Genomic DNA, 25793 nt, shown 5'->3' with positions numbered 1-25793 from the left:
AACCGGACCTTAACAGCATAAAGAAAAACCATGGAAATAATTGGCCATAAATTATTGCAGCTGGAAGCACTGGAGCAGATCGTTTTGCAGAAAGATGAAATTGCACTGGATGCCGCTGCAGTAGCAGAAGTGGAAGCATCGCATCATTTTCTCCTGTCTTTCTCAAAAGATAAACTGATATACGGAATCAATACCGGCTTTGGCCCTATGGCGCAATACCGTATTGAGGATGAAGATTGCCGTCAGTTACAGCTCAACCTCATCAGGAGCCATAGCTCCGGTATGGGTGTTTTGCTGACTCCGGATCAGAGCCGCGCCTTAATGCTGGCACGACTGAATACAGTAATGAGAGCTTACTCTGGGGTACATCCTGAGTTAGTGATCCTGATGAAAGACCTGATCAATAAAGAAGCCTATCCTTGCGTATACCAGCATGGTGGAGTAGGGGCCAGCGGTGATCTGGTACAATTGGCGCACCTGGCGCTGGGCCTGATCGGTGAAGGTTATTTCCAATACCAGGGTCAGGTATTACCGGCAAAAGAAGTATTTGCTGCAATAGGGCTTAAGCCTTTGCAGATCCATATGAGAGAGGGCTTGTCCCTGTTGAATGGTACTTCTGCCATGACCGGAATCGGTGCGATCAATGTATTGCATGCCCGTAAATTACTGGCGGGCGAGATGCTATTCTCCCTGATGGTGAATGAGATTATGGAAGCCTATGATGATCACTTCTCTGAAGAGCTGAATGGTGTGAAGTTACATAAAGGGCAGAATATCGTAGCCGCGGCTATGCGTGCGATTACTAAAAACAGCGGGCTGATGCGTAAAAGACATGAGCACCTGTATGAAAAGAAAGTAACAGAGAGTGTACTGGAAGATAAAGTACAGGAGTATTATTCCTTACGCTGTGTGCCACAGATCCTGGGTCCTATCTATGATACAATCGAGTATACTGCGCAGATTATAGAGCAGGAACTGAACTCTGTAAATGATAACCCTGTAGTGGACTACCGTACAGAGAATATTTATCATGGGGGTAACTTTCACGGCGATTATGTAGCCCTGGAAATGGATAAGCTTAAAATAGCCGTTACAAAATTATCTATGCTGGCAGAGCGCCAGCTGAACTTCCTGCTGAATCCTGCATTGAACAAACGCCTGACACCTTTTATCAATAAAGGAGTGCTGGGGCTGAATTTCGGTATACAGGGTATGCAGTATCCTGCAGTGAGTAATGTGGCCGAAAACCAGATGCTGAGTAACCCTATGTATGTGCACAGTATCCCGAACAATAATGATAACCAGGATATCGTGAGCATGGGTACCAACGCTGCCCTCATCTGTGCTAAAGTGATCGAAAACTCTTTTGAGGCCCTTTCTGTACACGCCTGGGCTATTATACAGGCGATTGATGCGAAAGACTTTAAGGAGCGCTTATCACCGGCTACACGCTGGATCTATGATGAGATCAGTGCGCTGGCTCCGCCGTTTGCAGAAGATGCTCCTGCTTTTGAAGGCCTGGCTAAAATCAAGTCCTGGCTGATGCAGACAGAAGTTGGTGCTAAAATGAAAAAACTATTGGGCTGGTAAACCGCAAATGATATAATTGTTGCCGGGATTTTCGAAAGAAAATCCCGGTTTTTTATTGGGATTTATTTGTGAAAAACGATGCATTTGTACCATAAATGCAAAAGGCATGTTGTAAAACCTGAAAAAGGGTGTTAAAAGGAAGTTTGTGCAACAATTCATTAACAATCCTGTTCGCTGTTTTGTGTAAAAAGGCCTTTTCTTTGAAATAACAAATCGATAACCAAAGTACATCACTGCTTATGTAATGAACCTTTACTTTAAAAACTCAGCCGGCTACAATTGATCATAAACAAAACGATTGTATCACAACAAAAACAAGTCTGTTCTGTTTTTTATGGCTGTATTTTTAGTGGAACAGACAAATTTAAGGATTATGAAAAAAGTAATTTTGTCAGCAGCCGTATTTTGTATCGCGGGCTTAGGTACCGCAATGGCTCAGGAAAACAACCAAAACGAAAACCAGTCTCAGGAACCGCCAAGAGTCGATACGGTGACCGCACCAACACCGCCACCTGCGGGAGCGGCTACAATTGATGTACAGGCGCCACCTGCACCACCTGCACCTGCTACATCTGCGGATACACCCAAAGACAAGGCAGATCGTAAATCACGCGACAAAAACGGATCAGCGCCAAAGGGGCGATAGTTGATCTTCAACATTATGAAAAACAGGTATCAATGACACACTCATCTGATACCTGTTTTTTTATTGTAAACGGAATGTAACTTCCTGGAAATACAGAAATGGTGCCGGTTTGTTCTTGGTATTCAATGCGGGTCGCCATACCGGCATTTTTTTGATTACCCGAAGGGCTTCTTCCGGCAGGCCATGTCCTAACTCTTTTCCTTTTATGATCCTGGCATTGGTTACTGTACCTTGTCTGGTAACTACAAAGGCAATAATGAGCTTGCCCTCTATTTCTGCTTCCCGTGCGTAAGCAGGGTAGCGAATCTCATTTCCCAGATATTTCTGCAATGCAGCTGTTCCTCCTGGAAATTCAGGCATAACTTTAATACCCTTATGCAATGCTATCGCTGATGAGCTCTGGGCAGAGCCGACCATACTGAATCCAAACAACAGGACGAGGCAGCTTAAAATAGTTCTCATGAAAATTATTGATGTCGTTTGAAATGCTTGCTGATGCTATAGCGTATACGTTGCCAGATAGTTGTTTTTCTTTGTACAACTACCCCTATCCCTCCTGCGATGTAAGTCTTTACATCAAGCTTTATGCCATATATTGTTACGGGGTCTAATTGATCGGAGGGGTATCGTTCCAGTGTTATTGCGGTATCTGTACCATTGACGCTAAGCTTTACGGGTAGAATGGTAGTCTGTTCAGCATCAGGAGTGGAGTTTTGGGTATATACTGCCGTAAAGAGAATCTCCTGATGCCATAAATGCTCTGGTACAACAAAATGAAAAGCACCCTGTGCATCGCTGTATTTAACGCCTAGTTTGTCTGTGCTGATGAGCATACCCACCATGGGTGTATTACTCAGGCTGTCCCATATCGTTCCGGATATACGTACTTTTTTAATGCCGCTTGTCTCTGATGTGTGCTGCACGGTAGTGGGCAGTTGCTGTGCTATGGCAGAAACCGGCAGGAATGGGGCGAGCAGGATCGAAAAGACTTTTGGTAACCACTTGAGCCGGGCCGTTTGGTGCGTGCTTAATAAAGGTCTGTCCAGCTGGTCTGTCATAAACCGACCGCAGATATTTTGCTGCTGCGATACCACACGTGCAATAGCCGCATCACTCATATCACTGAAGTCAATCACCGTCTTCTGGCACTGACCGCAATAGCGTCCCTGCTGGCAGGGCGTCATGCTGTCCCAGGGTGCAGTACAGGGTTCAGATATACTTAAGTGATATTTCATACTTCAATATACTACATAATATGCATTTAAAAAGAATAGGGCAGCATATTAATATGCTGCCCTATTATACAAAGCAGAATAAGATATTAATGCATCGTTACATCATTATATCCGCCTTTTTGTTTGATTATTTCCATGGCTTTTTCACCAGCCTCCTGCGAGTCACGGAAGATCAGTAAGGTCTTACCTTCCTGCAGTTCTTTTTCATACATATCAGCAATTTCACTTTTCTCCCCGTCCAGCAGCAGGTTAGCGATGATACCGCCACCAATAATACCAAAATCAAATCCCATAATAGCACCGGCCAGTGCACCTGCACCGTAGATGAATCCGAGACCTGGAATAGCAATAATACCAATGCCTGCTAAAGCACCTACCACCGGGCCAATAATGGCACCTGCACCAACAGATGCTGCGGCTGTAGTGCTCATTTTTGATTGCAATGCATCATCTGCATCAACCTTACCCAACAGGGTCATGTGTTTTTTTCCGAAACCGCTTTCTTTAAGTGTTTCTACCGTAGCAACCGCCTTGTCTTGCTGGTCATATACGGCAATGATTGTAGCATGCATAGTTCAGATTTTTGGGTTAAAAAAAAGAACAGTATATATCTCATACTGTTCTATAAAGTTACAAAACTTACTTCACTAAATTCATTTCTTTAAAGAGCCAGGAAGCATTTCCGTATTTTTCAATAATGAATAATACATAACGGATATCTACTGCGATATTGCGGCACAGATTAGGATCGTAATACAGATCGCTCATCGTACCATCCCATACACGGTCAAAGTTGATACCGATCAGCTGTCCTTTGGCATTCAGTACCGGGCTGCCGGAGTTACCGCCACTGGTGTGATTGCTGGCAATAAAGGTAACCGGAACAGTACCGTCTACATTCCAGCGACCATAATCCTTACTCATATACAGGTCGCGCAGTTTTACCGGAACGTTGAATTCCTCGATATCCGGATTGTGCTTCGCGATAACATCTTCCAGAGTACTTTTGTATGAATACAGGGAAGATCCTTGCGGTGTAATGCCCTGCACATGACCGTAGGTAAGTCTTAATGTTTGGTTTGCATCAGGATAGAAATTACGATCCTTGCCCATGTATTGCAATTGCTGTTGCATATACACACGGTTCAGGTAATCCATACGCTTGCTGAAAGCTGTCATTTCAGGTTTCACTTGCTTGTCCTGCCATTCTGTTACCGCCGCATAGATTTTATAGACAGGGTCGTTTTTGATATCGATAGTATCGCTTGCCTTAGGGCTGTCGAAATAGTGCATAGCCAGTTGTGGTAAGGCTAAAGCACTCTGTCCGAATACATTACCGCTCCATTTGCCAAAATCGCTTCCGTTTTCAGCATACAGGGCTTTGATTTTAGGTGCTACCGCAACACCTGGTTGCATGTAGTAAAATGGCATCAGGTTTTCGAATAATGTTTTGTCCAGTACCGGGTCGTAGTTCTTATAAAAACTACTCAGACCACGCTTAACTTTAGACAGCGTATCGGTTAGTGCCTGGCCGGTAATATGCTGACGGTGAATATTCAGCACACGCTGCAGGTACACTGCCTGGCTCACAATCTCAATGCCCATTACGGTTTCATTGGTGCTTTCATACGCCCTCAGATATGGGTTGTTATGTTCCACTGCAGCAGTGATCTGGCTAAGGGTGTTTTTCGGACTATTAATACCGGTATCCTCACCGCTACGCTCCATCAGGCGGGTTTCATAAGCCAGTTTTTTGCTCTTCACGTCATTCAGTTCCAGGCCACGGATCTCGCCCTGCCATTTCTTATAACCATTGCTGATAGAAGACTGTTTGGACGCATATTTCAGGAATGTTTTGGGATCCTGTCTCATCGCCTCATCCCATACACCCAGTTTTATTTTGCGTGCTGCAATACGAATAGGGTCAATAACATCCTGAGTCTGCGCTAATTGTGCGCTGCTCAGGTATTCACGGGTTACATAAGGGAAACCATACACCATAGTATAGTCACCTTCTTTCACTCCGGAAGTGTTTACGGCGAAGTATTGGCTGGCCTTGTAGGGCTTATTGTTCGGACTATAGGCAGCCGGTTTATTATCTGCACCTGCATACACACGGAAGATGCCGAAATCGCCGGTCTGGCGTGGCCACATCCAGTTGTCGGTATCGCCACCGAACTTACCGATGCCGTTTGGCGGGAAGCCCACCAGGCGCACATCATCATATTTTTCCAGTACGGTAACCCAGTATTCATTGCCGTTGTAAAAAGGTTTTACCTCGGCTGTAAAGCCCAGCGCTCTTTTATAGCCGGCTTCCAGAAATTTGATGTTACTCGCAATGATTTTATTGCGTTCATCTTCAGAAGTTTCTTCCGTAATACCGCTCAGTACACTTTTGGTTACTTCTTCTATTTTTTTGATAAATGTTACGGATAAGCCGGGGCAGGGAATCTCTTCAGCATTGCTTTTGGCCCAGAAACCATTGATCAGGTAGTTCTTCTCATTAGAGCTTACGCCCTGTACTGCGCCATAACCACAGTGGTGGTTGGTAAAGATGAGCCCCTGTGAGGATACGACCTCGCCGGTACAGCCCCCGCCGAAAATAACCACAGCATCGTTAAGGGCAGGTTTGCCATCATTGTATAGCTGGGTCACCGGAATCTGTAATCCGGCTTTTTTCATTTCAGCCTCCTGCTTTTTCAGGTCGGCTGGTCGCCACATGCCTTCTTTGGCAAAGCTGGTATGGGTATTGGAGGAAAATAATAAAGTAGAAAGGAGGGTAAGCGGTAAAAGTCTGTTACGCATAAATTGTCAGAATAATGAAAAATAAAATTAGCAATATTTTATGAAAATGTGCGATATTATTATTACATTAGCCAAAATTTTGAATTTTTCCGGCGCCTCCGTGTGCCGTTCACCATGGCTTTTTCTTAAGAATTGATATGAATAGAAAACTACAGTTATTGTTAACTATCCTGGGTTTGGGTTGCTGTCTGCCTAAGGCAGAGGCACAATTGGAAACACCATTGTTTTCTTTTACGCATGATACTATTTGTTTAGGGTCTGAGTTTACCCCGAATATATTGGTAAATAATGCGCAGACATATAACTGGTCTTTCTGTCCGCCTTTGCTGGGGGGTACGGTAAATGCCACCAATGTGGGTACAGGCAACTATCAGCTTAATACAAACACTTGTCTGACAACACTTAAAGTAGATACTTTTTACTATAGCTTCACCGGCAGTCAGGACGGTAAGGTTTTCCGTTATCAGTATGAGGATGGTATAGAACTGCCACCGATCGTTACCGATTTCGGACATTACCAGGACCGCGTTCCGGATAATCCTACCGGGATTTCTGTGGTTAAAGACGCAGGTGGCTGGCACGTATTTGTAATCGGCTCATCAGCAATAGGTAATGCCCGTTTTGTTCGCCTGGACTTTAACGATGGCCTGAACTATGCACCGACCGGTTTCTTCGCATACAATGTAACCGCGACTTTAAATCAACCAAGAGAACTGTTTACCGTGGTAGAAAATGATTCTATCCGCGTATTTACATTTAATAATAATAACCAGCTGACGCGCCTGGATCTGAGCAGCAATATTGATGTAATCCAGAACACGACAAGCTTTGGTAATATCAGCAATGCCTTTGACGGTCCTAGCGGAATTGCAGCGGTTACTGAATTGGGTAACCACCACTTCATCGTAACCAACGAAAACTCCAGCAGACTGGCACATGTAACATTCGGTAACTCTTACCTGAACGTACCATTTGCAGTAGATATGGGCTCCCTGAGCGGAGACCTGGATGTACCAAGTGGTATCGCAGTAGTAAAAAACTGTAACGACTACTATGGTTATGTGACCAATAAAAATAACGGTGAGTGGGTAACCTTATACTGGCCTGCATCTATTGCCGCAGTTCCGGGATCCAGTGTGATGACTATGCCGGAGATTCTGTTACCTACAGCATTATCTAATGCAGTAAGAGATGAGAACGGTGTATATATGCACGTAGTAAGTTCTGATAATACCCTGACCCGCGTAAAATATGATAACTGCTCTAATGCTTCTATCTCAGGATCAAACAAGCGTATTCCGGATCCGGTAAAATACAATGCTACCGGTACATACTCTGTATTCCTGACCGTTGACCAGGGCCTGGCTACAGAACGCCATTTCTGTAAACCGATTACGGTAATCGATCACCCGTCTTATAACCTGACTGTTCAGGATACTCTTATCTGTAGTGGTGATACCATCAATATGCACGTACTGACTTTCGGTACCGATTCATTTGCCTGGAGCCCTAATTACAATATTGATACCCTGGCCGGCCGTTTCGTAAAAGTATGGCCTGATTATTCAACTGTATATACTGTAGCGATCAACTATGCTCCTAATTGTATCGTAAAAGAAACGTTCAATGTTAAAGTGGATAATATCCGTTCTGATGCCGGTGAAGACCGCGTAATCACTGATGGTTCTATTACACAGCTGGGTGGCCCGCAAACAACAGTAAGACCTACTTACACATACAAATGGACTCCGGATGTATTCTTTGAATCTGTAACCAACCAACCAGTATCAAGAGTAAGACCTGCGCAGAATATGACCTATTACTTAACCGTAACTGCACCAAGCGGTTGTACTGCCATTGATTCGGTTAAAGTAGGAGTACCTTGTGAAGATATCCGCCTGCCAAATGCATTCGTTCCTAAAAATGAAAACTTCGGATTACTGAACCTGCAGCTGACGCAGATCAACTATTTCAAAATATATGATCGTTGGGGCAGAGAAGTATTCAGCACAACTAACCCTAATGTAAAATGGACCGGTCGCGATCTGCAAGGCATCGAATGTACCATGGGTGTTTATGTTTGGGAAATTGATGCATATTGTAAAGATACCAACCAGCGTTTCCGCAAATCAGGCAATGTTACCCTGATCCGCTAAGAAACCTGAAATACAAATAAAAACAAGCGATCCGGCTCCTTTTTGGTGCCGGATCGCTTGTTTTTGATAAATATTGTGCAAAAAATGCTTTGGCATTACTGTCTTTTTTATATTTGTGCTAATTCCGATTTATTCCGTTTATACATGTTCAATTTCAGTAATAATCCCAGAGCCTGGATTGTACGCCTTTTATTTGCCGCAATGGCTGTGGTGTTGATTTTCCGCTTGTTCAATCTGCAGGTATGGGACGATAAATATAAGATACTGGCCGATGATCAGGCCATTTTCCGTAAAGTGATCTATCCTGCCCGTGGCAGTATTGTGGATCGCAACGGGAAACCCATGCTGTATAATAATGTGACGTTCGACCTCGTCGTGACACCCAGCCGTATCACAAAAGATATGGATACAGTAACGTTTTGCGGTATTATGGGCATCACCCCGGCAGACTTTATAAAAGAGCTGAACAAAGTGCTGGTCAAAAACGGCAAGCAAAAACCGGGTGTTTATAAAGGAGAGCTTTCAAAAGAACTGAATGCCAGACTGCAGGAGAATATGTACCTGTTCCCCGGATTTGAGCTTGTAGAGCGCAGTATGCGTTCCTATCCTGAATCTGCAGGAGCACTGATGCTGGGCTACCTGAGTGAGGTAACACCTGCGATGCTGGAAAACTCGCGCTTCTCCAGTTACCGCCAGGGCGATTATGTAGGGATGAGCGGACTGGAAAATGTATATGAAGAGGAACTGAGAGGTACCCGTGGGGTGCAATATCTCGTACGTGATGTAATGAACCGTCCCAGAGATGCCTATAAAAATGGGGATATGGATACGGCTGCTATTGGCGGTAAAGAGCTTGAATTATATGTAGATGCAGAGTTGCAGGCATATGGTGAAAAACTGATGTCCGGTAAGATCGGAAGTGCAATCGCTATTGATCCCCGAACCGGGGGTATACTGGCCATGGTCTCAGCCCCGAGCTTTGACCCTAACCTGCTTACTGGTGCAGAAAAAGGAAAGCACTTTGGTGAACTGAATAAAATGGCGACCAAACCTTTACTGAACTATGCTACCCAGGCTTTTTATCCTCCTGGATCGACCTTTAAACCGATTACCGGGCTTGTGGGACTGGATGTAGGCGCCATTACACCCGCATTTGGTTACCCTTGTTTTGGGGGCTATTATGCCTGTGGTAAGAGAGTAGGGTGTACGCACAGTGGACATGGACATGCGGCCAATCTGAAAGTAGCCTTGGCCAACTCCTGTAATGCCTACTTCTGTGATGTATTTCGTAAAATTGTAGACCTGCCCAAATTCGGTGGAGTACATAAAGGATTATCTGCCTGGTACGAGTATATGGAGCATTTTGGCTTCGGTAAACCGCTGGGCGTAGATATCAGTTCAGAAGGTGGTGGCAATATCCCGGATACCAACTATTTCAACAGAACCTATAATGGTAACTGGAATTCCTGTAATATGTCTATTATCGGTATGGGGCAGGGAGAGGTTACGGTAACACCTTTACAGCTGGCCAATGCAATGTGTATGATTGCCAATAAAGGTTACTTTTATACACCGCACCTGGTAAGAAGCATTGGTGGCGATCCCAAACATCCCAAACTAAAAAAATACCTGGAGAAACACCAGACCACACATATCCCTACAGAATATTACCAGGCGGTGATCGATGGTATGGAAATGGTGGTAACCAATGGTACGGGTAAGGTGGCCCAGCTGCCGGGTATTGCTGTATCGGCCAAAACCGGTACGGTAGAGAACTATGCCTTGCTTTTCGGTAAGAAGACCAAGCTGGATAACCACTCGGTATTCGTATGCTTTGCTCCGAAAGACAATCCTAAAATTGCGATTGCGGTAGTGGTGCAGAATGCGGGTTATGGTGCCACATGGGCCGGTCCTGTAGCCAGCCTGATGATGGAAAAATACCTGACAGATTCTGTAAAGCGCAAGCCACTTGAAGAAAAAATGTTCAATGCCAACCTGGTCAAAAAATATACCTATACCATCGACTCTCTGCAGCGCATTAAAGATAGGCTGAGATGGGAAATGAAGATGGCTGATAAAGAAAGCCAGGCTGCTATGATGAAGCGCGGAGATACCCTGCTGGTAAATACTATGCTGGAGCGATTCTACCGCCTGAAAAAATAACTATATATACCGTACTTAATTCTGCTAAACACACCTGCTGTTCATGCCTACACATCGTAAACCTGTTCTTGCCCGTATAGACTGGCCTACATTATTACTGGTTTTATCCCTCATCACTGTAGGGATAATGGCTGTTTACACCTCAGAGTACACAAGTTTCTCTGAGCCGTTTTTCAATATGGAGAAAAGTCATATGAAGCAGCTGATGTGGCTGTGTATTTCCTGTTTTATCGGATTCATTATCTTATTTACAGACAGCAAGGTCTTTTATTCATTATCCAATTTATCCTATGTTTTCGGAATCTTCCTCCTATTGATCACCTTTGTGATCGGGGGAGAGGTAAAGGGATCGCATAGTTTTATCAAATTCGGCTCTTTTACCTTCCAGCCGGGAGAGGCCTGTAAGATATTTACAGCCCTGGCCCTGGCAAGGTTCCTGTCTGCTCAGGATACTAAATTCAACACCCTTAAAGACCGCCTGATTGCAACTGCGATTGTCATGATACCCTGTGTGCTGATCATCCTGCAGAACGAAACGGGTCTGGCACTGGTGTATTTCGCCTTCTTTCTGCCTATGTACCGTGAAGGATTGCCTAACAGTATACTGATCGTGGGGATTAGCGGTGTAGGTTTATTCCTCTCTTCTCTGCTGATAGAGCGCCTGCCTTTGTTCATTGGCATTACCGTAATAGCTTTGCTTTGTGTATGGTTGCTGTGGAGACAAATCAAGAAACAAAGGATTGTAATAATATTTATAGTAGGCGGCTGGCTGATCGCGGTTACGTTCTCACAACTGATCGTTCCCTATATCTTCAAAAACGTATTTAAAGGCTACCAGGTAGAGCGTATTTACTCTATGCTGGGGCAGGATGTACCGCTGGAGTTTCAAAAGCCCGGAGAAGCCGCTAAGAAGGATGCGGATTATAATGTACGCCAATCCAAAATTGCCATCGGTTCCGGTGGCTTGGCGGGTAAGGGTATTATGAATGGTACGCAGACAAAATACTCCTTCGTGCCGGAGCAGCATACCGACTTCGTATTCTGCGGTATCGGAGAGCAGTTCGGCTTTATAGGCAGTATGATGCTGGTATTGCTGTACCTGACCTTATTGTTACGGATTGTAGTGCTCGCCGAGCGGCAACGGTCGGTATTCAGCAGGGTATACTGTTACTGTGTGGCCTCTATCCTGTTCTTCCACTTTGCGATCAACCTTTCTATGACTATGGGTCTTGCACCCGTAATCGGGATTACCTTACCTATGTTAAGCTATGGAGGTACCTCCCTCCTGTCGTTCTCTGTCCTTATCTTCATTATGCTGAGACTGGATGCGGACAGACATATTCTGATCAGATAAACCATTTTATGCAAACACAAATATTTCCTTTGTCAGAAGGCACTTTTACGGTTGGGAGAGATAAGACATTCCTGCCTTTTGATGAAACCAAAGATGAACTGAATGACCGTTCTATAGGGTCTATACTGGTAGAAGTGCAGCCATTCCTGATCGTTAATGACCGTGATGTAATTATCTGCGATGCCGGACTGGGTTTTCATAATGCAGATGGGGTAGCGCAATTGATCGCTAACCTGGCGCAACATAATATTCACCCGGAAGATGTAACCAAAGTACTGATGAGCCATCTGCATAAAGATCATGCAGGCGGCCTGCCGGTAATCCTGGAAGAGCCGGCTTTTGCACAGGCGAAGATTTATGTATACTTTCCAGAGATGACATTTGCCTACGAAAAGGGCGCGCCATCTTACTTTACAGAAGACCTGGATGCACTCAAGAGCAGTGATCGTGTGGTATGGCTGGAAGAAAGTAAAGGCACAATCGATGGCTATATTCATTACGAACACAGTGGCGGACATAGTCCGGAACATATTGTCTATTGGGTCGATACCGCAGAAGGCAAGATATTTTTCGGAGGCGATGAGGCACCTCAGGCCCGCCAGATGAAAATCAAATATGTAGCTAAGTATGACTATAATGGCAAGCTGGCCATGGAGCTGAGAGAACGCTGGGCAGAGCAGGGAAAGACAGAAGGCTGGCAATTTTTATTTTATCACGATGTAAAATTACCGACGGTAAAGCTGTAATTTTGCCTTCAGAAAATCAGTATATTTTTTATGGAAGATAATATGATTCAGGTATATGTCGAGAACCATGATGGTTCTGTAGATACCCTGGAATGCCCTACGGATATGGGATTGAGCCTGATGGAAATGCTGAAGGCCAGTGAATACCCGGTTCTGGCAACTTGTGGCGGTATGGCTTTATGTGCGACCTGCTGTGTAGAAGTGTCTGAAGGATTGGATACTTTGCCGGAGATGAGCGATGATGAATACGCCATGCTGGATACCTTGCCGGATCTGGAAGATAACTTCCGCCTGGCTTGCCAGCTGAGGCTGAGCCCGGACATGCAGGGATTGAAGTTTAAAATTCATGACCCGCAGGAAGGTTAATAGAACGAAATTTATGCAGAAGGGATGATTATTACAATCATCCCTTTCTTTTTAATATAAACTGATCAATCAGGTAAACTAACACAATGCCTGCAGCATAAGCTACGAGATCACTCCAGAGAAATCCCTGACCCAGTATCAGTCTGCCGGGCAGCGTCTGCCTGATATGGTGTAACCAGGGTTGTTGCACCAGTTGCAGGAACTCCACAGCATAACACCAACATAGTGCTATAATGGCGGCTGCAGATGCCGGTCTGTGATAAAATATAGCCCTGGCTCCGAAATAGATCATAACCGCATATAGGCTGTCTCCGATCCATAAGGGTGCGAGTGATACCTTTCTGAGGCCCAGGCCCAGGATAATGGTAAATAGTGCAGCCAGCAGGTAGTGTTTAGGTTTCATATTGCGTATTAAAACGCAGAAAGGACAACGGTTAAGCTGTCCTTTCTGTATTTATGTTGATAAAGAACTAGTGTCCTTTCATTTCTTCTGTAATCATCTCCTCCACATAGCTTCTCAGCGCCGGGATTTTGATCTTTTCAGCCACGTCAAAGGCAAAGGCTTTCACCATCAGTTGTTTGGCCTGCTCTTCACCGATACCACGGCTTTTCAGGTAGAAGATCGCTTCCTTGTTCAGCTGACCAATAGTTGTACCGTGGCTACACTTCACATCATCAGCAAAGATCTCCAGCTGAGGTTTGGCATGTACCATAGCCTGTTCGCCGAACAGTACATTATTACTTTGCTGGAAAGCATTTGTTTTCTGTGCATCTTCATACACATAGATCTTCCCGTTGAATACTGCTTTACTCTTATCCATAATAATACCTTTGTACAGCTGATTGCTCTCGCCGTTTGGTTTCTTATGGTGTACTTCAGTATGGTTGTCTACCAGTTGCTCACCGGCAGTCAGGTACAGACCGTATAAGTGACTTTCTATAGCCTCATCATTCAGATGAATGGTCAGGTTGTTACGGGTAAAACTGCTGCCCGGGAAAGTAAATGTATAGTTGCTGTAATTGCTGTGCTTTTGCTGCACCGCTTCATTACGCTGTATTTTACGAATGTTTTTGCAACCCTTCTGGATATCATAATGGAAGAAGTGTGCATTCTCTTCCAGTGCGATTTCACTCACGCCGTTGATCAGGATAGCAGCTTCGTTATCCGCATCAGAGATATAGGTCTCGATTACATCCATCTGCGCGTTTTTGCGCACGATAAACAGGTTGCGTGGCTGGAACAAAGCGTTACCGGAAGCCAGTTTCACCTTAATGATGTGAATAGGCATATCCAGTACTGTATTTGCTTTCAGTTCGATAAACAAACCGTCCGTAAACATTGCAGAGTTCAGACTTGCAAATGCATTGTTTTCCAGGGTAACGATCTTACCAAAATACTCCTGGTAGCCCGGATGATCTACCGCCTCACCAATCGTACTGATTGTGATACCAGCATTATCCGGCAGGAAAGACAGTTCTTTAGAGAACACGCCATTGATGGTTACCAGACGGTAAGCACCTTTTTCCTCGCCCTTCAGCTTAGGTAAAATATCTTCTTTATGCGCAGCAATCAATGCTTTGGCCTGAGCTAAAGCATCCTCAGAGATCTGTGCGTTTTTATCAGCACTTACTTCATAAGTTGTTTTTACCAGCGGCAATACATTGGCAAAGCGCCATTCTTCATTTTTTATAGAAGGGAATCCTAATGCACGGAATGTTTCCATGGCCTGAGCACGGTATGCTTTGGTCGCTTCATGCTGATCCTGCAGGGACACGATCTCGAACTGAGCCTGTAAACTTTCGTATAAAGGAGATTCCAGTTGTTTTGTAGTCATTTTTGTTTGTGTTATTACTTCAACCAATCGTAGCCTTTCTCTTCCAGTTCCAGGGCTAACTCTTTACCACCAGTTTTTACGATCTTACCATCGCTCAATACATGCACATAATCCGGAACGATATAGTCCAGTAAGCGCTGATAGTGCGTGATGAGGATAAACGCATTGTTCTCGCTGCGCAGTTTATTTACGCCACGGCTTACAATACGCAGCGCATCGATATCCAGGCCAGAATCCGTTTCATCCAGGATAGCCAGTTTTGGTTCCAGCATAGCCAGTTGGAAGATCTCGTTACGTTTTTTCTCACCACCAGAGAAACCTTCATTCAGGGAACGGTTTACCAGTTTAGCGTCAAACTCAACCAGGGCTTGCTTTTCCTTGCTTTTTTGCAGAAATTCCTTTGCAGTCATCGGGTCAAGGCCACGATGTGTGCGGATTTCGTTCAAAGCTGTTTTCAGGAAGTTGATATTAGATACACCAGGGATCTCGATAGGGTATTGGAACGCCAGGAAGACACCTTCTCTTGCGCGCTCTTCAGGAGCCATTTCCAGGATGTCTTTACCATCCAGGGTTACAGAACCTTCGGTTACTTCGTAGTTTTCTCTACCAGCCAGTACCGAAGCCAGGCTGCTCTTTCCGGCACCATTTGGTCCCATGATCGCATGCACCTCGCCTGCTTTTACTTCTAAATTAAGTCCTTTTAAGATCTCTTTATCTTCTACACGAGCGTGTAAATTTTTTATAGATAACACTTTATATGTATTTTTTATATGTTGAATTGAATGATAAAACCAGGATTAACCCACACTACCTTCCAGCGATACCGCCAGCAGTTTCTGTGCTTCTACGGCAAACTCCATCGGTAATTTGTTCAGTACTTCTTTTGCAAAACCGTTTACAATCATCTCTACCGCTTTTTCGGTATCGATACCTCTTGCATTCAGATAGAAGATCTGATCTTCACCGATTTTAGAAGTCGTTGCTTCATGCTCCAGGGTTGCAGTAGGGTTTTTGGCATCGATATACGGGAAAGTATGTGCACCGCAACGGTCACCGATCAGCATGGAATCACACTGGGTAAAGTTACGTGCATTATCAGCCTTAGCACCGATGCTTACCAGTCCACGGTATGAGTTCTGACCGTTACCGGCAGAGATACCTTTGGAGATAATGCGGCTGCGGGTATTCTTACCGATATGGATCATTTTGGTACCGGTATCGGCAATCTGCTTGCCTTTAGCCACCGCTACACTATAGAATTCACCATAACTGTTATCACCTTGCAGGATTACGCTAGGGTATTTCCAGGTAATAGCACTACCCGTTTCTACCTGTGTCCAGGAGATGATAGAATTGGCTCCTTTACAGATTCCTCTTTTGGTTACGAAGTTGTATACACCACCCAGGCCATCTTTATCGCCAGGGTACCAGTTTTGCACTGTACTGTATTTTACTTCAGCATCTTTATGCGCAACGATCTCTACGATAGCGGCATGCAACTGATGCTCATCACGCTGAGGAGCAGTACAGCCTTCCAGGTAGCTCACATAAGCGCCCTCGTCGGCAATAATCAGGGTACGCTCAAACTGACCGGTATTTTCAGCATTGATACGGAAATAAGTAGACAGTTCCATCGGGCAACGAACACCTTTAGGAATGTATACAAATGATCCGTCTGAGAATACGGCAGAGTTCAGCGCCGCAAAAATATTATCTGTCTGCGGTACAACCGATCCGATATATTCCTTAACCAGCTCAGGATGATCCTGAATAGCTTCAGAAATAGAGCAGAAGATGATACCGTGTTTTTTCAGTTCTTCTTTATAAGTAGTTGCAACCGATACAGAATCAAAAACCGCATCTATAGCCACTAATGGTCTTTCAGAAACGTTTCCGTCCTCGTCAGTAATTACATCAGCGACATCGTCTTTTACGCCTAAGAGTTTTTTACGCTCGTTCAGCGGGATGCCCAGCTTCTCGAAAGTAGCCAGCAGTTCCGGATCTACCTCGTCCAGGCTGTTATATTTGGGTGTATTCTTGGGAGCAGCGTAGTAAGAAATACCCTGAAAATTCATTTCCGGCATTTTAAAGTTCTGCCAGGTTGGTAACTCCATTTTCAGGAAAGCGTTATAAGCCTTCAGGCGCCATTCCAGCATCCATTGCGGCTCGTTTTTCTTTGCAGAAATAAAGCGGATGGTATCTTCGTTAAGGCCCGGAGGCAAAATGTCCATCTCAATGTTCGTCACAAATCCATGCTCATATTCCTTATCCGCCAGCGATTCCAGAAATTCCGTATCTGTATTATTTTCCATCACAAATCTGATTTTCACAAATCCCCTTCCAGAGGGTGTTTTTTGTTTTAAAAGTTGAACTGCAAAGATACATTGAAGAATGCTTATAATCTAAGAAATAGTTATAAAAGTATCCTTTTCATATATAAATAAAAAAACTGCTTTATTACAAAAGCAGTTTTTAGATAATTTTTTACAGTGTGATTACAATGTGTTGTCGTCAACCATATCACCTGTAGTTTGTGCGAAAATTCTTCTTTTTCCTTCGTCGGGGCTTACCGCCTCGATGGTTACATTGGCCAGTCCGCTATTTACATAGTTCAGGTCAGCCGCTGCTCTGTGTGTTAAGTCGATTATACGTTGCGGATGTCCGATTCGGTCATTAACTTTTACGTACACTATTCGTCCGTTCTTTGTATTGGTTACTTTCAGGTATGTACCTAAAGGATATTGATTGCAGGCAGCAGTATATTTATTATTACTGAATATTTCTCCGGTTGCAGTCTTACGACCTGTAAACTTCGGATGATAATAGCTTGCTTTTCCTGTTTTCTCCTTTGCTCCGTTACCTTGCGCTTTCAGGTCAGAAGTAATGACACTGATCGATATAATGGCGAGTAGCGAACAAATTAATTTCCTCAAAATCATGTACACATAAACATTTGGTTCGGGGCAAAGGTAAGACGCTATTCCTTAAAAAATGCCTTGTTTTAGTTAAAAAAAATTAAAAATATATTCAAATTATTGATTGTTAATTAATTATGATTATTTGATTTGTTTATATTTAATGCTGAATAACAGGCTGTTAAGATTATTCAGGCGAAAAATCGTGTGAATTGAGGGTGGTTTGTCTCTTGCCGGGTTATCCAGTGCACTATTATATATAAGCTAAAGGCAGGCCGGATTTATTTTGCCGAATAGTTTTGTTTTTCAATTCTAAAAATTATATTTGTAACTTGGATTGTTAAAGCTGTGGTAACACCACACTTGCATTGAATAATCGAGAAAATAATTCTGATGAAAAAAATTATACTTTCCGCACTCGTCGCCTTACCGGTTCTGGCATTTGCACAAAAGCACCATGAGATCGGTTTGACCGCTGGCGTTAGCTCGTTTTACGGAGATTTACAGCCCAATGTCATTCCGGATAATAATAAAATGATGCAACCTTCAGTTGGTCTCCTGTACAAATACTTTGTTTCTCCCAGGGTAGGTTTTCGTTTCGGTGCCAATTACATCAGACTTACGGCCGCAGACAGTTTATCGCTGAACAAAACATACGAAAGAAGAAACCTGAGCTTCAGTAATAATGTAGGCGAGGTCTACGGTGCTATTGAAGTAAACTTCCTGGCGGTAGACGTTGATCGTCTGAAGATCAGCCCTTACGTATTTGCCGGTGTTGGTGCATTTTACAGCAATCCTTTTGCTTATGACAGCAAAGGCGAAAAACATAATTTAAGAGACCTAAGCACAGAAGGCCAGGGATTGGCGCAATATCCCGATCGTAAGGCTTATCCATTGATCAATGCGGCATTCCCGATTGGTGGTGGTGTTAAGTTCTTTATCGGTAAGACCATCATGCTGGGTGCAGAGGTTGGTCTGAGATATACTTCTACAGATTATATTGATGATGTAAGCCGTAGTTATATCAACCTGGATACTTTAAATAAATACAAAGGATCTAAAGCAGTTGAAATGAGCTACAGAGGTAATACAGCTGCCGGTTGGGATGGTAACTATCCTAACTACAGATTCCAGCGCGGAGACTTTAAAGGCAATGACTGGTACTGGACTGCAGGAATTACTGCCGCCGTATACTTCGATGCCTTCGGTAATGCAAAAAGATATTTACAATCCAGATGTCCGAGAGTATTTGGCCGTGGCAGATAAATTTTAAAAAATATTGTGTAAAAAAAGAGAAACAGTCGTTTCTCTTTTTTTCATTTATCCTGGGAAAGAAATGATATGAAGCAACCTGCAAGCTATAGATGGTTATACTACATTCTTATTGGTCTGATCGTTATTCTCGTATTTCACCTGAAGTTTGGGTTAGCGATATTATTGCCGTCGCATGATGCCTGGCTTTATGGTAGGGGTTCAGATATGTTGCCGGATATCTGTACCTGGCAATACTATCGCTATAGCCCCTTGGGGCAGGGTGCTTTAGGTGTATTTAATGGGTATGGTTATCCGCAGGTGACTGGCGTAGGGAATACTAATATCGTTCCGCTTATCGGAATGCCCCTTAAACTGTTCAATCGATGGCTCCCGGAACACTTTCAATATCTGGGTCTGTTCCTTTTTACCTGTTATCTTTTGCAGGCCTGGTTTGCAGACCGCTTGCTGGCAGCACTTCAATTGCCGGTTGGGTACTGGCGCTTCACAGCAGTAGTTGTGATTTTGCTCGCGGCTCCGTTTCTGGACCGGTTTGCTCACCTGGCTTTATGCGCCCACTGGCTCATTCTGGCCGCATTAGCTACCTATTTTTCTGTGGGGTTAAGTCAGGCCAGAGCTTTGAGGAACTATAGCATACTTAGTTTCGCTGCCATACTGACGCATCCTTACCTAATCCTTTTCCCCTTACTTGTAGCATTTGCAGATGGCTTGCAGCGTATCAGAAAGAACGAAAAATGGATTACCCTGTTTGTTTTTCCATTGGTAAGTATAGTGAGCATATGGCTGGGAGCCTTCCTGTCAGGAGTATTCAGCCTGGCCATGGGAAGCAGCAGTGCCGGCGGACTGGGTGTGTATAATAGTAATTTGAATACATTTTGGAATAATATCGGGAAAAGCAATTTTGCGCCACTGGACTTACCTGCTTTTGAAGGGCAATATGAAGGCTATGCTTACCTGGGTTTAGGCGTACTGATATTGTGGGTTACCCTGCTTTTTCAAAAGACGTTCCGCAAAGCACTATTGCGCACCATGCAACAGCATTGGCCTTTGTTCATTGTATTATTTGCGGCATTAATATATGCCTATGCATTCAATATTACATTTAATAAGCTGGAATTGCTCAATTTTCATCTTGAGCGGTATCCCCGGTTAAACAATATGCTATCGATATTCAGGTCTTCCGGCAGGTATATATGGTTGCCCTATTATATTTTACTCATTATTCCTTTTGTATACTATGGTCATAAACTGAAGCTGCAGCGAAAGTGGTCTGCGGGTTTGCTTTTATGTATCCTGCTGATCCAGATTGCAGATATGGCAAAAGCGATACAGCGTGGCATTATTCAGGATAACTATACCGTAAGTAAGGAATGGACGCTGCTGGCAACGCTTGCCAAAGAAGCTAAAGTGGTATATACGTATCCTGTATTTCAAAGAGATCTGGTTACCCCTGATGATGCACAGTATCTGACCAGCATACTGGCACCGTTGCAGATCCCAATCACAGCGGGCCATCTTCCCCGGCCGGATGCGCCTGCGCGGCAGAACATGGTAGATACACTATCACAGATACATGAGTCCGGTCAATGGAGCCTTGCAAAGGGAAGTATTTTGATTACTACAAAAGAGAAAGTGCCATACTTTATTGATTTACAGGCCCGGCATGCGATAAAGATGCGGAGATTGGGTGATTATAGAATTCTTTATTCTGTTGATAATCAGCATATCGATAACGTTTCAGACCGGTTGGGAATACCTCGGGATAGTATACAGGCTATAAGCCTTGCAGCATTCCTCGAAGAGCATAAGGCCCATACAATAGTAATCCTCTCTGCAGATGAGGCCTCGCGGTCGCTGAAGCCCTATATGAGAGCAGAGTTAAGCAGGTTTAGTCCGCTACTAGGTAATATACAAGACTGGGAGGCCTATGCCGCAGTATGGTCACATGGCAAAATGCTTCAAGAGCAAAAGTTGGCCAAAGGCAGTACTTTGGACATGAAATATACCGTAGCCAATGTGCCCATTAAACTGAGGGCGACCTCTGGCATAGAACAAGCGCCATATCTTATTGTAAACGGATCAGAGATGCAGCACCTAAGCCGTGGGGTAAATGTATTTGTATTTAATGACAGTTTGCAACTGGCCAGACAGATGACCTTTGATCTCTATGAGACCTATTATGCTAATCGTTAAGTAATATTAGGTAAAAATAAGTATCTTTGTAGTCTGTGTTATAACAGATCATCTAACTAAGGTTTTATGACAAACGAACAACAAGAATCGCTGTTTCAGCAAAAAATAGACAACGAATTAAGAATCGAGCCGAAAGACTGGATGCCGGAGCAATATCGTAAAACGCTGGTGCGTCAGATATCTCAGCATGCACACAGTGAAATCGTAGGTATGCTGCCGGAAGGCAACTGGATCACTCGTGCCCCTTCATTAAGAAGAAAAGCCGTATTACTGGCCAAGGTGCAGGATGAGGCAGGTCATGGTTTGTATTTATATAGTGCAGCAGAGACGCTGGGTATATCCCGTGATCAGATGCTGGACCAATTGCATGATGGTACCGCTAAATACTCCTCCATTTTCAACTATCCGACCCTTACCTGGGCCGATATGGGAGCGATTGGCTGGCTGGTAGATGGTGCCGCTATTATGAATCAGGTGCCTTTGTGCCGTTGTTCATACGGTCCTTACAGCCGTGCAATGATTCGTGTATGTAAAGAAGAAAGTTTCCACCAGCGTCAGGGCTATGAGATTATGCTCACCCTTGCCAATGGTACAGCTATACAGAAAAAAATGGCACAAGATGCGTTGAACCGCTTCTGGTGGCCGGCTATTATGATGTTCGGACCTAACGATGATGCAAGTCCAAACTCGATCCAGAGTATGAAATGGAAGATCAAGCGCTTCAGCAATGATGATCTGCGTCAGAAATTTATCGATGTAACGGTAGAGCAGGCTAATATTCTGGGCCTGACCATTCCGGATAAAGACCTGAAATGGAACGAAGAGCGTGGTCACTATGATTTCGGTACCATCAACTGGGATGAGTTCTGGAATGTAGTAAAAGGTAATGGCCCTTGTAATAAAGAGCGCCTGGCTGCACGTAAAAATGCCTGGGACAATGGTGCCTGGGTGCGCGATGCGGCAACAGCCCATTCTGAAAAGCGCGATGCTAAAAAAGCTGCAATAAGCGCATAAGAAGAATATATTTTATAGTTATAAATGATTAAATAGTAAGGGTGCCTCTACAGGGGCACCCTTACTATTTAACGACGAATGTAAATTTATGAAATTTCATATTGATTTTTTAGCATTCAAGGTTTAACTTTGCGAAACTTAAAAGTTTAGATATGTCTCATTCCGGAAGCGATGCTTCGTATGATATTGTGCTAATTGGAGCAGGAATCATGAGTGCCACTTTAGGCGCAATGCTAAAGATATTACAACCAAATGCCTCTATAGCTATTTATGAACGACTGGGAGAAATTGCTGCCGAAAGTTCTGATGCGTGGAATAATGCGGGTACCGGTCATGCGGCCCTGTGTGAATTGAACTATACCCCGGAGAAAGCAAACGGGGATGTGGATGCCAGCAAAGCCTTTGCGATAAATGAACAGTTTGAGTTATCAAAACAGTTCTGGGCATACTTACTGGAAAAAGGTAAGATCAGCGATCCGGAGTCTTTCCTGGCCCAAACGCCACATATGAGCTTCGTTATCGGGGATAAGAATGTGTCCTACCTGAAAAAGAGATTTGATTTACTGAAAGGACATCACGCCTTTGCTTCTATGGAATACAGTGAAGACAAGGCACAGATCGAGCAATGGGCACCATTGATCATGGAAGGCCGTGATGCGGGTGAATCTGTAGCTGCGACAAGAGTAGCGACCGGCACCGATGTGAATTTTGGTAAATTATCTACCTTATTATTCGATTCTATTGCTAACGACCCTGCGGTAAATCTGCATTACCATCATGAGGTGAAAAACCTCTCCCGTAATGCTGATCAGAGCTGGAACGTTAAAGTTGCAGATATCAATACCGGCAATACATTCCGCGTAAATGCAAAATTTGTATTTGTAGGCGCGGGTGGCCGTGCACTGACCCTGATTCAGAAATCAGGTATACCGGAAGGAAAAGGCTTCGGCGGTTTTCCGGTAAGCGGACAGTGGCTTCGTTGTACCAATCCCGAGATTATAGCCCGTCATAAGGCAAAAGTATATGGTAAGGCTGCAGTTGGAGCACCTCCAATGTCCGTTCCGCACCTTGATACCCGTATTATTAATGGTAAACAAGAGTTATTGTTTGGACCGTACGCCGGTTTCTCGACCAAATTCCTGAAACAAGGTTCGTTCTGGGATCTGCCCTGCTCTATAAAAGGGAATAACATCTATCCGATGGTAAGAGCCGGTCTGGCAAACGTACCATTGACAAAATACCTCATTCAGCAGGTAATGCAGAAACCTGCAGACAGGCTGGAAGCATTAAGAGAATATTTCCCGAATGCCAAATCTGAAGATTGGGCACTGGAGATCGCGGGTCAGCGTGTACAGGTGATTAAAAAAGATAAAGACAAGGGTGGTGTTTTACAGTTTGGTACAGAAGTAATTACTGCTGCCGATGGCAGTATTTCCGGATTGCTTGGCGCATCTCCGGGTGCTTCGACTGCAGTACCGATTATGATTCAGCTGATTGAGCGCTGTTTCCCTGCCGAAATGAAAAAAGGCTGGGCAGAACGCATGAAAGAAATGATCCCTTCTTATGGTCATTCACTGACAAAAGATGCGGCCTTATATGAAGCTATAGTGAAGCACAGCAATGATTTACTGCATATTAAAGCTGAAATATAATCAGCCAAAGTTTGCATTTTAAATATATAATTTAGATATTTAGGCTTTTTTAGAAGAATTTTAGGATTTTCTTTCAATTCTGACAAAATTATTATACTTTCATAGCTCAAAATAAATAGCCAACTATGCGGAATTTATTACGTAGGACAATTAATATTGGTGTTTTGGCCACGGGTTTGTTGTGGGTGAATTCAACTAGCGCACAGAAAACAAAACGTGATTGGTTACAACCCGATATTAAGTATATTGATCAGCGTGGATTTTCTTTAGGAGTAAATTTAGGGATGTCTGATATGTGGGCGGATGTAGGTACTAAATCGCCGATTGATCACTATGGTAATTCAGATTACTGGAAAAATGTGAAAATGATGGGTGGTATTTACGGCCGTTATACACATCTTCCGGGTTTGTCCTTCCGCTTAAGTATTGCTAACGGTACTTTATACGCCAATGATGTCTGGAATAAGTCCGGTGCTCAGGGTGCTGCCTCTTTTTCGGATGATTATGTACAACGTTATTACCGTAACCTGGATGTAAAGACCACTGTTTGGGAATCTTCTTTAATGGTTGAGATCAGCCCGATGGAATTGTTTACAAACTGGGAATACAGCCGTATGGCACATTCAAGATTCCAGCCTTACCTGATGGTGGGTGTGGGTGGTATGTACTTCAATCCAAGAGGTTCTTATACAAAGAATTACGAAACTGACTATAAAGAGTGGGTAGATTTACGCCCGCTGCATACCGAAGGTCAGAATTTTGATAAGGCAGGCTATCCTGTTGCTTATAACCAATACTCCATTATCATTCCTGCAGGTATCGGATTCCGTGTAGATATGGGCCGCGGACTGGGTCTGGGTCTGGAATATGTAACCCGTTATACCTTTACAGATTACCTGGACGATGTTAGCGGACAGTACATTGATCCACTTCGTTTTGACATTGCCTATCTGGGCGATAATGTGAAAGCTGACATGGCTAAGAAAATGGCTGATAAGTCATTTGAATTAGCTCCTGGTACAAAGCATGACGCTGGTCAGTACAGAGGAGATCCTAAGAACAAGGACATGTACTCAACCATTTCCCTGAACTTCTTCTGGAAGATCAATAAAAGGAACTCACCTTGGTGGAGATAAGATACTGAATATATAGTATTGAATTGAGAAATAATTAAGAAACGCTGTACTTTTTAACAGCGTTTTTTCGTTTGGATATAGTGATATAAGCTTATATAAGATACATGATCGGATATTTGGAAGGAAAACTGGTAGAAGTAAGCCCCTCGCAGACTTATGTTGACATTAACGGACTGGGCTATGAGGTGCACATTACTTTAAATACCTATGAAGAAATAAAGGGCCGGGAGCGTGCAAAACTCTTTACCCATCTGCAGGTAAGAGAAGACGCCTGGGTACTGTATGGCTTTGCCAGCATGAGAGAGAAAGAAGCATTTCAAAAGCTCTTAGGCGTATCTGGTGTCGGGGCCGCAACCTCGAGAATTCTCCTTTCTTCACTTACAGCTAATGATTTGTCCAGGATCATCATGAATGGTGATAGCAAAGCCCTGGAAAAGGTAAAAGGCATAGGAGCCAAAACAGCACAGCGGATTATCCTCGAATTAAGAGGTAAGCTGGCTGCTGACCTGCCGGAGGCCGGAGAACCATCTGCCAGCAGCCATGATGTGGTAGAACTGGAAGCATTGAATGCCCTTTTAGGCCTGGGCATCCCGAAAGCCGGGGCAGAGGCCGCCATTAAAAAATCGAAACCTATGCTGGATGCAGGGCACTCAGTAGAAGCATTGATTAAAACGGCACTTAAAAATTTATAATATTATTGACACTTGTATAATAA

21 protein-coding genes and 1 pseudogene are annotated in these 25793 nt (G+C 43.9%); 13 read left to right on the top strand and 9 right to left on the bottom strand.

Annotated features, from left to right (window positions below):
• The first annotated feature begins 30 nt into the window (after positions 1–30).
• The gene (locus FTD44_RS05070; protein ID WP_222165460.1) at positions 31–1590 is read left to right on the top strand and encodes an HAL/PAL/TAL family ammonia-lyase; all 1560 of its coding nucleotides are present in this window, start codon (positions 31–33) and stop codon (positions 1588–1590) included.
• Between the two features lie 373 nt (positions 1591–1963).
• The gene (locus FTD44_RS05065; protein ID WP_222165459.1) at positions 1964–2236 is read left to right on the top strand and encodes a hypothetical protein; all 273 of its coding nucleotides are present in this window, start codon (positions 1964–1966) and stop codon (positions 2234–2236) included.
• Between the two features lie 60 nt (positions 2237–2296).
• Here the strand turns inward: FTD44_RS05065 and FTD44_RS05060 are convergent, their stop codons facing one another.
• From FTD44_RS05060 to FTD44_RS05045, 4 genes are all read right to left on the bottom strand, one after another.
• Positions 2297–2698 (bottom strand): energy transducer TonB, encoded by a 402-nt coding sequence (locus FTD44_RS05060; RefSeq protein WP_222165458.1) that lies wholly within the window; start codon positions 2696–2698, stop codon positions 2297–2299.
• 5 nt (positions 2699–2703) lie between these two features.
• On the bottom strand, positions 2704–3471 hold the full coding sequence (locus FTD44_RS05055; RefSeq protein WP_222165457.1) for a hypothetical protein: 768 nt from the start codon (positions 3469–3471) through the stop codon (positions 2704–2706).
• A gap of 86 nt (positions 3472–3557) precedes the next feature.
• The gene (locus tag FTD44_RS05050) at positions 3558–4043 is read right to left on the bottom strand and encodes a hypothetical protein (RefSeq protein WP_129019984.1); all 486 of its coding nucleotides are present in this window, start codon (positions 4041–4043) and stop codon (positions 3558–3560) included.
• Positions 4044–4110: 67 nt separating this feature from the next.
• A complete protein-coding gene (locus tag FTD44_RS05045) occupies positions 4111–6276 on the bottom strand; it encodes a S46 family peptidase (RefSeq protein ID WP_222165456.1) in 2166 nt (721 codons plus the stop codon).
• 137 nt (positions 6277–6413) lie between these two features.
• On the opposite strand from FTD44_RS05045, the gene FTD44_RS05040 reads away from it, so the two are divergent.
• From FTD44_RS05040 to FTD44_RS05020, 5 genes are all read left to right on the top strand, one after another.
• Positions 6414–8432 (top strand): T9SS type B sorting domain-containing protein, encoded by a 2019-nt coding sequence (locus FTD44_RS05040; RefSeq protein ID WP_222165455.1) that lies wholly within the window; start codon positions 6414–6416, stop codon positions 8430–8432.
• 144 nt (positions 8433–8576) lie between these two features.
• On the top strand, positions 8577–10595 hold the full coding sequence (gene mrdA, locus FTD44_RS05035) for a penicillin-binding protein 2 (RefSeq protein WP_222165454.1): 2019 nt from the start codon (positions 8577–8579) through the stop codon (positions 10593–10595).
• 43 nt (positions 10596–10638) lie between these two features.
• On the top strand, positions 10639–11949 hold the full coding sequence (rodA, locus tag FTD44_RS05030; protein WP_222165453.1) for a rod shape-determining protein RodA: 1311 nt from the start codon (positions 10639–10641) through the stop codon (positions 11947–11949).
• Positions 11950–11957: 8 nt separating this feature from the next.
• Positions 11958–12695: an MBL fold metallo-hydrolase gene (locus FTD44_RS05025; RefSeq protein ID WP_222165452.1), complete on the top strand. Its 738-nt coding sequence runs from the start codon at positions 11958–11960 to the stop codon at positions 12693–12695.
• Positions 12696–12725: 30 nt separating this feature from the next.
• Positions 12726–13061, top strand: a complete 336-nt coding sequence (locus tag FTD44_RS05020) for a 2Fe-2S iron-sulfur cluster-binding protein (protein WP_202615979.1) — start codon at positions 12726–12728, stop codon at positions 13059–13061.
• Between the two features lie 37 nt (positions 13062–13098).
• On the opposite strand, the gene FTD44_RS05015 is transcribed toward FTD44_RS05020, so the two are convergent.
• The 5 genes from FTD44_RS05015 to FTD44_RS04995 form a co-directional block, all read right to left on the bottom strand.
• The gene (locus FTD44_RS05015) at positions 13099–13464 is read right to left on the bottom strand and encodes a ribosomal maturation YjgA family protein (RefSeq protein ID WP_222165451.1); all 366 of its coding nucleotides are present in this window, start codon (positions 13462–13464) and stop codon (positions 13099–13101) included.
• A gap of 67 nt (positions 13465–13531) precedes the next feature.
• Positions 13532–14896 carry a Fe-S cluster assembly protein SufD gene (gene sufD / locus FTD44_RS05010; protein WP_222165450.1) on the bottom strand — a complete coding sequence of 455 codons (1365 nt, stop codon included), beginning with the start codon at positions 14894–14896 and terminating at the stop codon, positions 13532–13534.
• A 14-nt stretch (positions 14897–14910) separates the two neighbouring features.
• A complete protein-coding gene (sufC, locus tag FTD44_RS05005) occupies positions 14911–15648 on the bottom strand; it encodes a Fe-S cluster assembly ATPase SufC (protein WP_129019976.1) in 738 nt (245 codons plus the stop codon).
• Positions 15649–15693: 45 nt separating this feature from the next.
• Positions 15694–17208, bottom strand: coding sequence for a Fe-S cluster assembly protein SufB (gene sufB / locus FTD44_RS05000; protein WP_222165449.1), 1515 nt, complete (start codon positions 17206–17208; stop codon positions 15694–15696).
• A gap of 183 nt (positions 17209–17391) precedes the next feature.
• On the bottom strand, positions 17392–17829 hold the full coding sequence (locus tag FTD44_RS04995) for a septal ring lytic transglycosylase RlpA family protein (protein ID WP_246625350.1): 438 nt from the start codon (positions 17827–17829) through the stop codon (positions 17392–17394).
• A 375-nt stretch (positions 17830–18204) separates the two neighbouring features.
• On the opposite strand from FTD44_RS04995, the gene porG reads away from it, so the two are divergent.
• The 6 genes and pseudogenes from porG (at position 18205) to ruvA (ending at position 25770) form a co-directional block, all read left to right on the top strand.
• Positions 18205–19077 (top strand): type IX secretion system protein PorG, encoded by an 873-nt coding sequence (gene porG, locus FTD44_RS04990; RefSeq protein ID WP_222165447.1) that lies wholly within the window; start codon positions 18205–18207, stop codon positions 19075–19077.
• A gap of 75 nt (positions 19078–19152) precedes the next feature.
• A complete protein-coding gene (locus tag FTD44_RS04985; protein ID WP_222165446.1) occupies positions 19153–21276 on the top strand; it encodes a DUF6311 domain-containing protein in 2124 nt (707 codons plus the stop codon).
• A 66-nt stretch (positions 21277–21342) separates the two neighbouring features.
• Positions 21343–22290: a 1,2-phenylacetyl-CoA epoxidase subunit PaaA gene (paaA, locus tag FTD44_RS04980; protein WP_222165445.1), complete on the top strand. Its 948-nt coding sequence runs from the start codon at positions 21343–21345 to the stop codon at positions 22288–22290.
• A 146-nt stretch (positions 22291–22436) separates the two neighbouring features.
• Positions 22437–23942, top strand: a pseudogene (locus FTD44_RS04975) (malate:quinone oxidoreductase); the annotation flags it as partial.
• 284 nt (positions 23943–24226) lie between these two features.
• On the top strand, positions 24227–25078 hold the full coding sequence (locus FTD44_RS04970) for a hypothetical protein (RefSeq protein WP_222165443.1): 852 nt from the start codon (positions 24227–24229) through the stop codon (positions 25076–25078).
• Positions 25079–25182: 104 nt separating this feature from the next.
• A complete protein-coding gene (ruvA, locus tag FTD44_RS04965) occupies positions 25183–25770 on the top strand; it encodes a Holliday junction branch migration protein RuvA (RefSeq protein WP_129019969.1) in 588 nt (195 codons plus the stop codon).
• Positions 25771–25793 lie beyond the last annotated feature (23 nt).

This window comes from Edaphocola aurantiacus, assembly GCF_019797745.1.
Taxonomy (GTDB): Bacteria; Bacteroidota; Bacteroidia; order Chitinophagales; family Chitinophagaceae; genus Edaphocola; species Edaphocola aurantiacus.
Note: the sequence above shows the minus strand (reverse complement) of the source record. Positions and strands in the feature narration are given on the sequence as shown.

Coding starts and splice junctions, on each gene's coding strand:
- FTD44_RS05070 (WP_222165460.1), top strand. CDS start 31: ATGGAAATAATTGGCCATAAATTATTGCAGCTGGAAGCACTGGAGCAG.
- FTD44_RS05065 (WP_222165459.1), top strand. CDS start 1,964: ATGAAAAAAGTAATTTTGTCAGCAGCCGTATTTTGTATCGCGGGCTTA.
- FTD44_RS05060 (WP_222165458.1), bottom strand. CDS start 2,698: ATGAGAACTATTTTAAGCTGCCTCGTCCTGTTGTTTGGATTCAGTATG.
- FTD44_RS05055 (WP_222165457.1), bottom strand. CDS start 3,471: ATGAAATATCACTTAAGTATATCTGAACCCTGTACTGCACCCTGGGAC.
- FTD44_RS05050 (WP_129019984.1), bottom strand. CDS start 4,043: ATGCATGCTACAATCATTGCCGTATATGACCAGCAAGACAAGGCGGTT.
- FTD44_RS05045 (WP_222165456.1), bottom strand. CDS start 6,276: ATGCGTAACAGACTTTTACCGCTTACCCTCCTTTCTACTTTATTATTT.
- FTD44_RS05040 (WP_222165455.1), top strand. CDS start 6,414: ATGAATAGAAAACTACAGTTATTGTTAACTATCCTGGGTTTGGGTTGC.
- mrdA (WP_222165454.1), top strand. CDS start 8,577: ATGTTCAATTTCAGTAATAATCCCAGAGCCTGGATTGTACGCCTTTTA.
- rodA (WP_222165453.1), top strand. CDS start 10,639: ATGCCTACACATCGTAAACCTGTTCTTGCCCGTATAGACTGGCCTACA.
- FTD44_RS05025 (WP_222165452.1), top strand. CDS start 11,958: ATGCAAACACAAATATTTCCTTTGTCAGAAGGCACTTTTACGGTTGGG.
- FTD44_RS05020 (WP_202615979.1), top strand. CDS start 12,726: ATGGAAGATAATATGATTCAGGTATATGTCGAGAACCATGATGGTTCT.
- FTD44_RS05015 (WP_222165451.1), bottom strand. CDS start 13,464: ATGAAACCTAAACACTACCTGCTGGCTGCACTATTTACCATTATCCTG.
- sufD (WP_222165450.1), bottom strand. CDS start 14,896: ATGACTACAAAACAACTGGAATCTCCTTTATACGAAAGTTTACAGGCT.
- sufB (WP_222165449.1), bottom strand. CDS start 17,208: ATGGAAAATAATACAGATACGGAATTTCTGGAATCGCTGGCGGATAAG.
- porG (WP_222165447.1), top strand. CDS start 18,205: ATGAAAAAAATTATACTTTCCGCACTCGTCGCCTTACCGGTTCTGGCA.
- FTD44_RS04985 (WP_222165446.1), top strand. CDS start 19,153: ATGAAGCAACCTGCAAGCTATAGATGGTTATACTACATTCTTATTGGT.
- paaA (WP_222165445.1), top strand. CDS start 21,343: ATGACAAACGAACAACAAGAATCGCTGTTTCAGCAAAAAATAGACAAC.
- FTD44_RS04970 (WP_222165443.1), top strand. CDS start 24,227: ATGTCTGATATGTGGGCGGATGTAGGTACTAAATCGCCGATTGATCAC.
- ruvA (WP_129019969.1), top strand. CDS start 25,183: ATGATCGGATATTTGGAAGGAAAACTGGTAGAAGTAAGCCCCTCGCAG.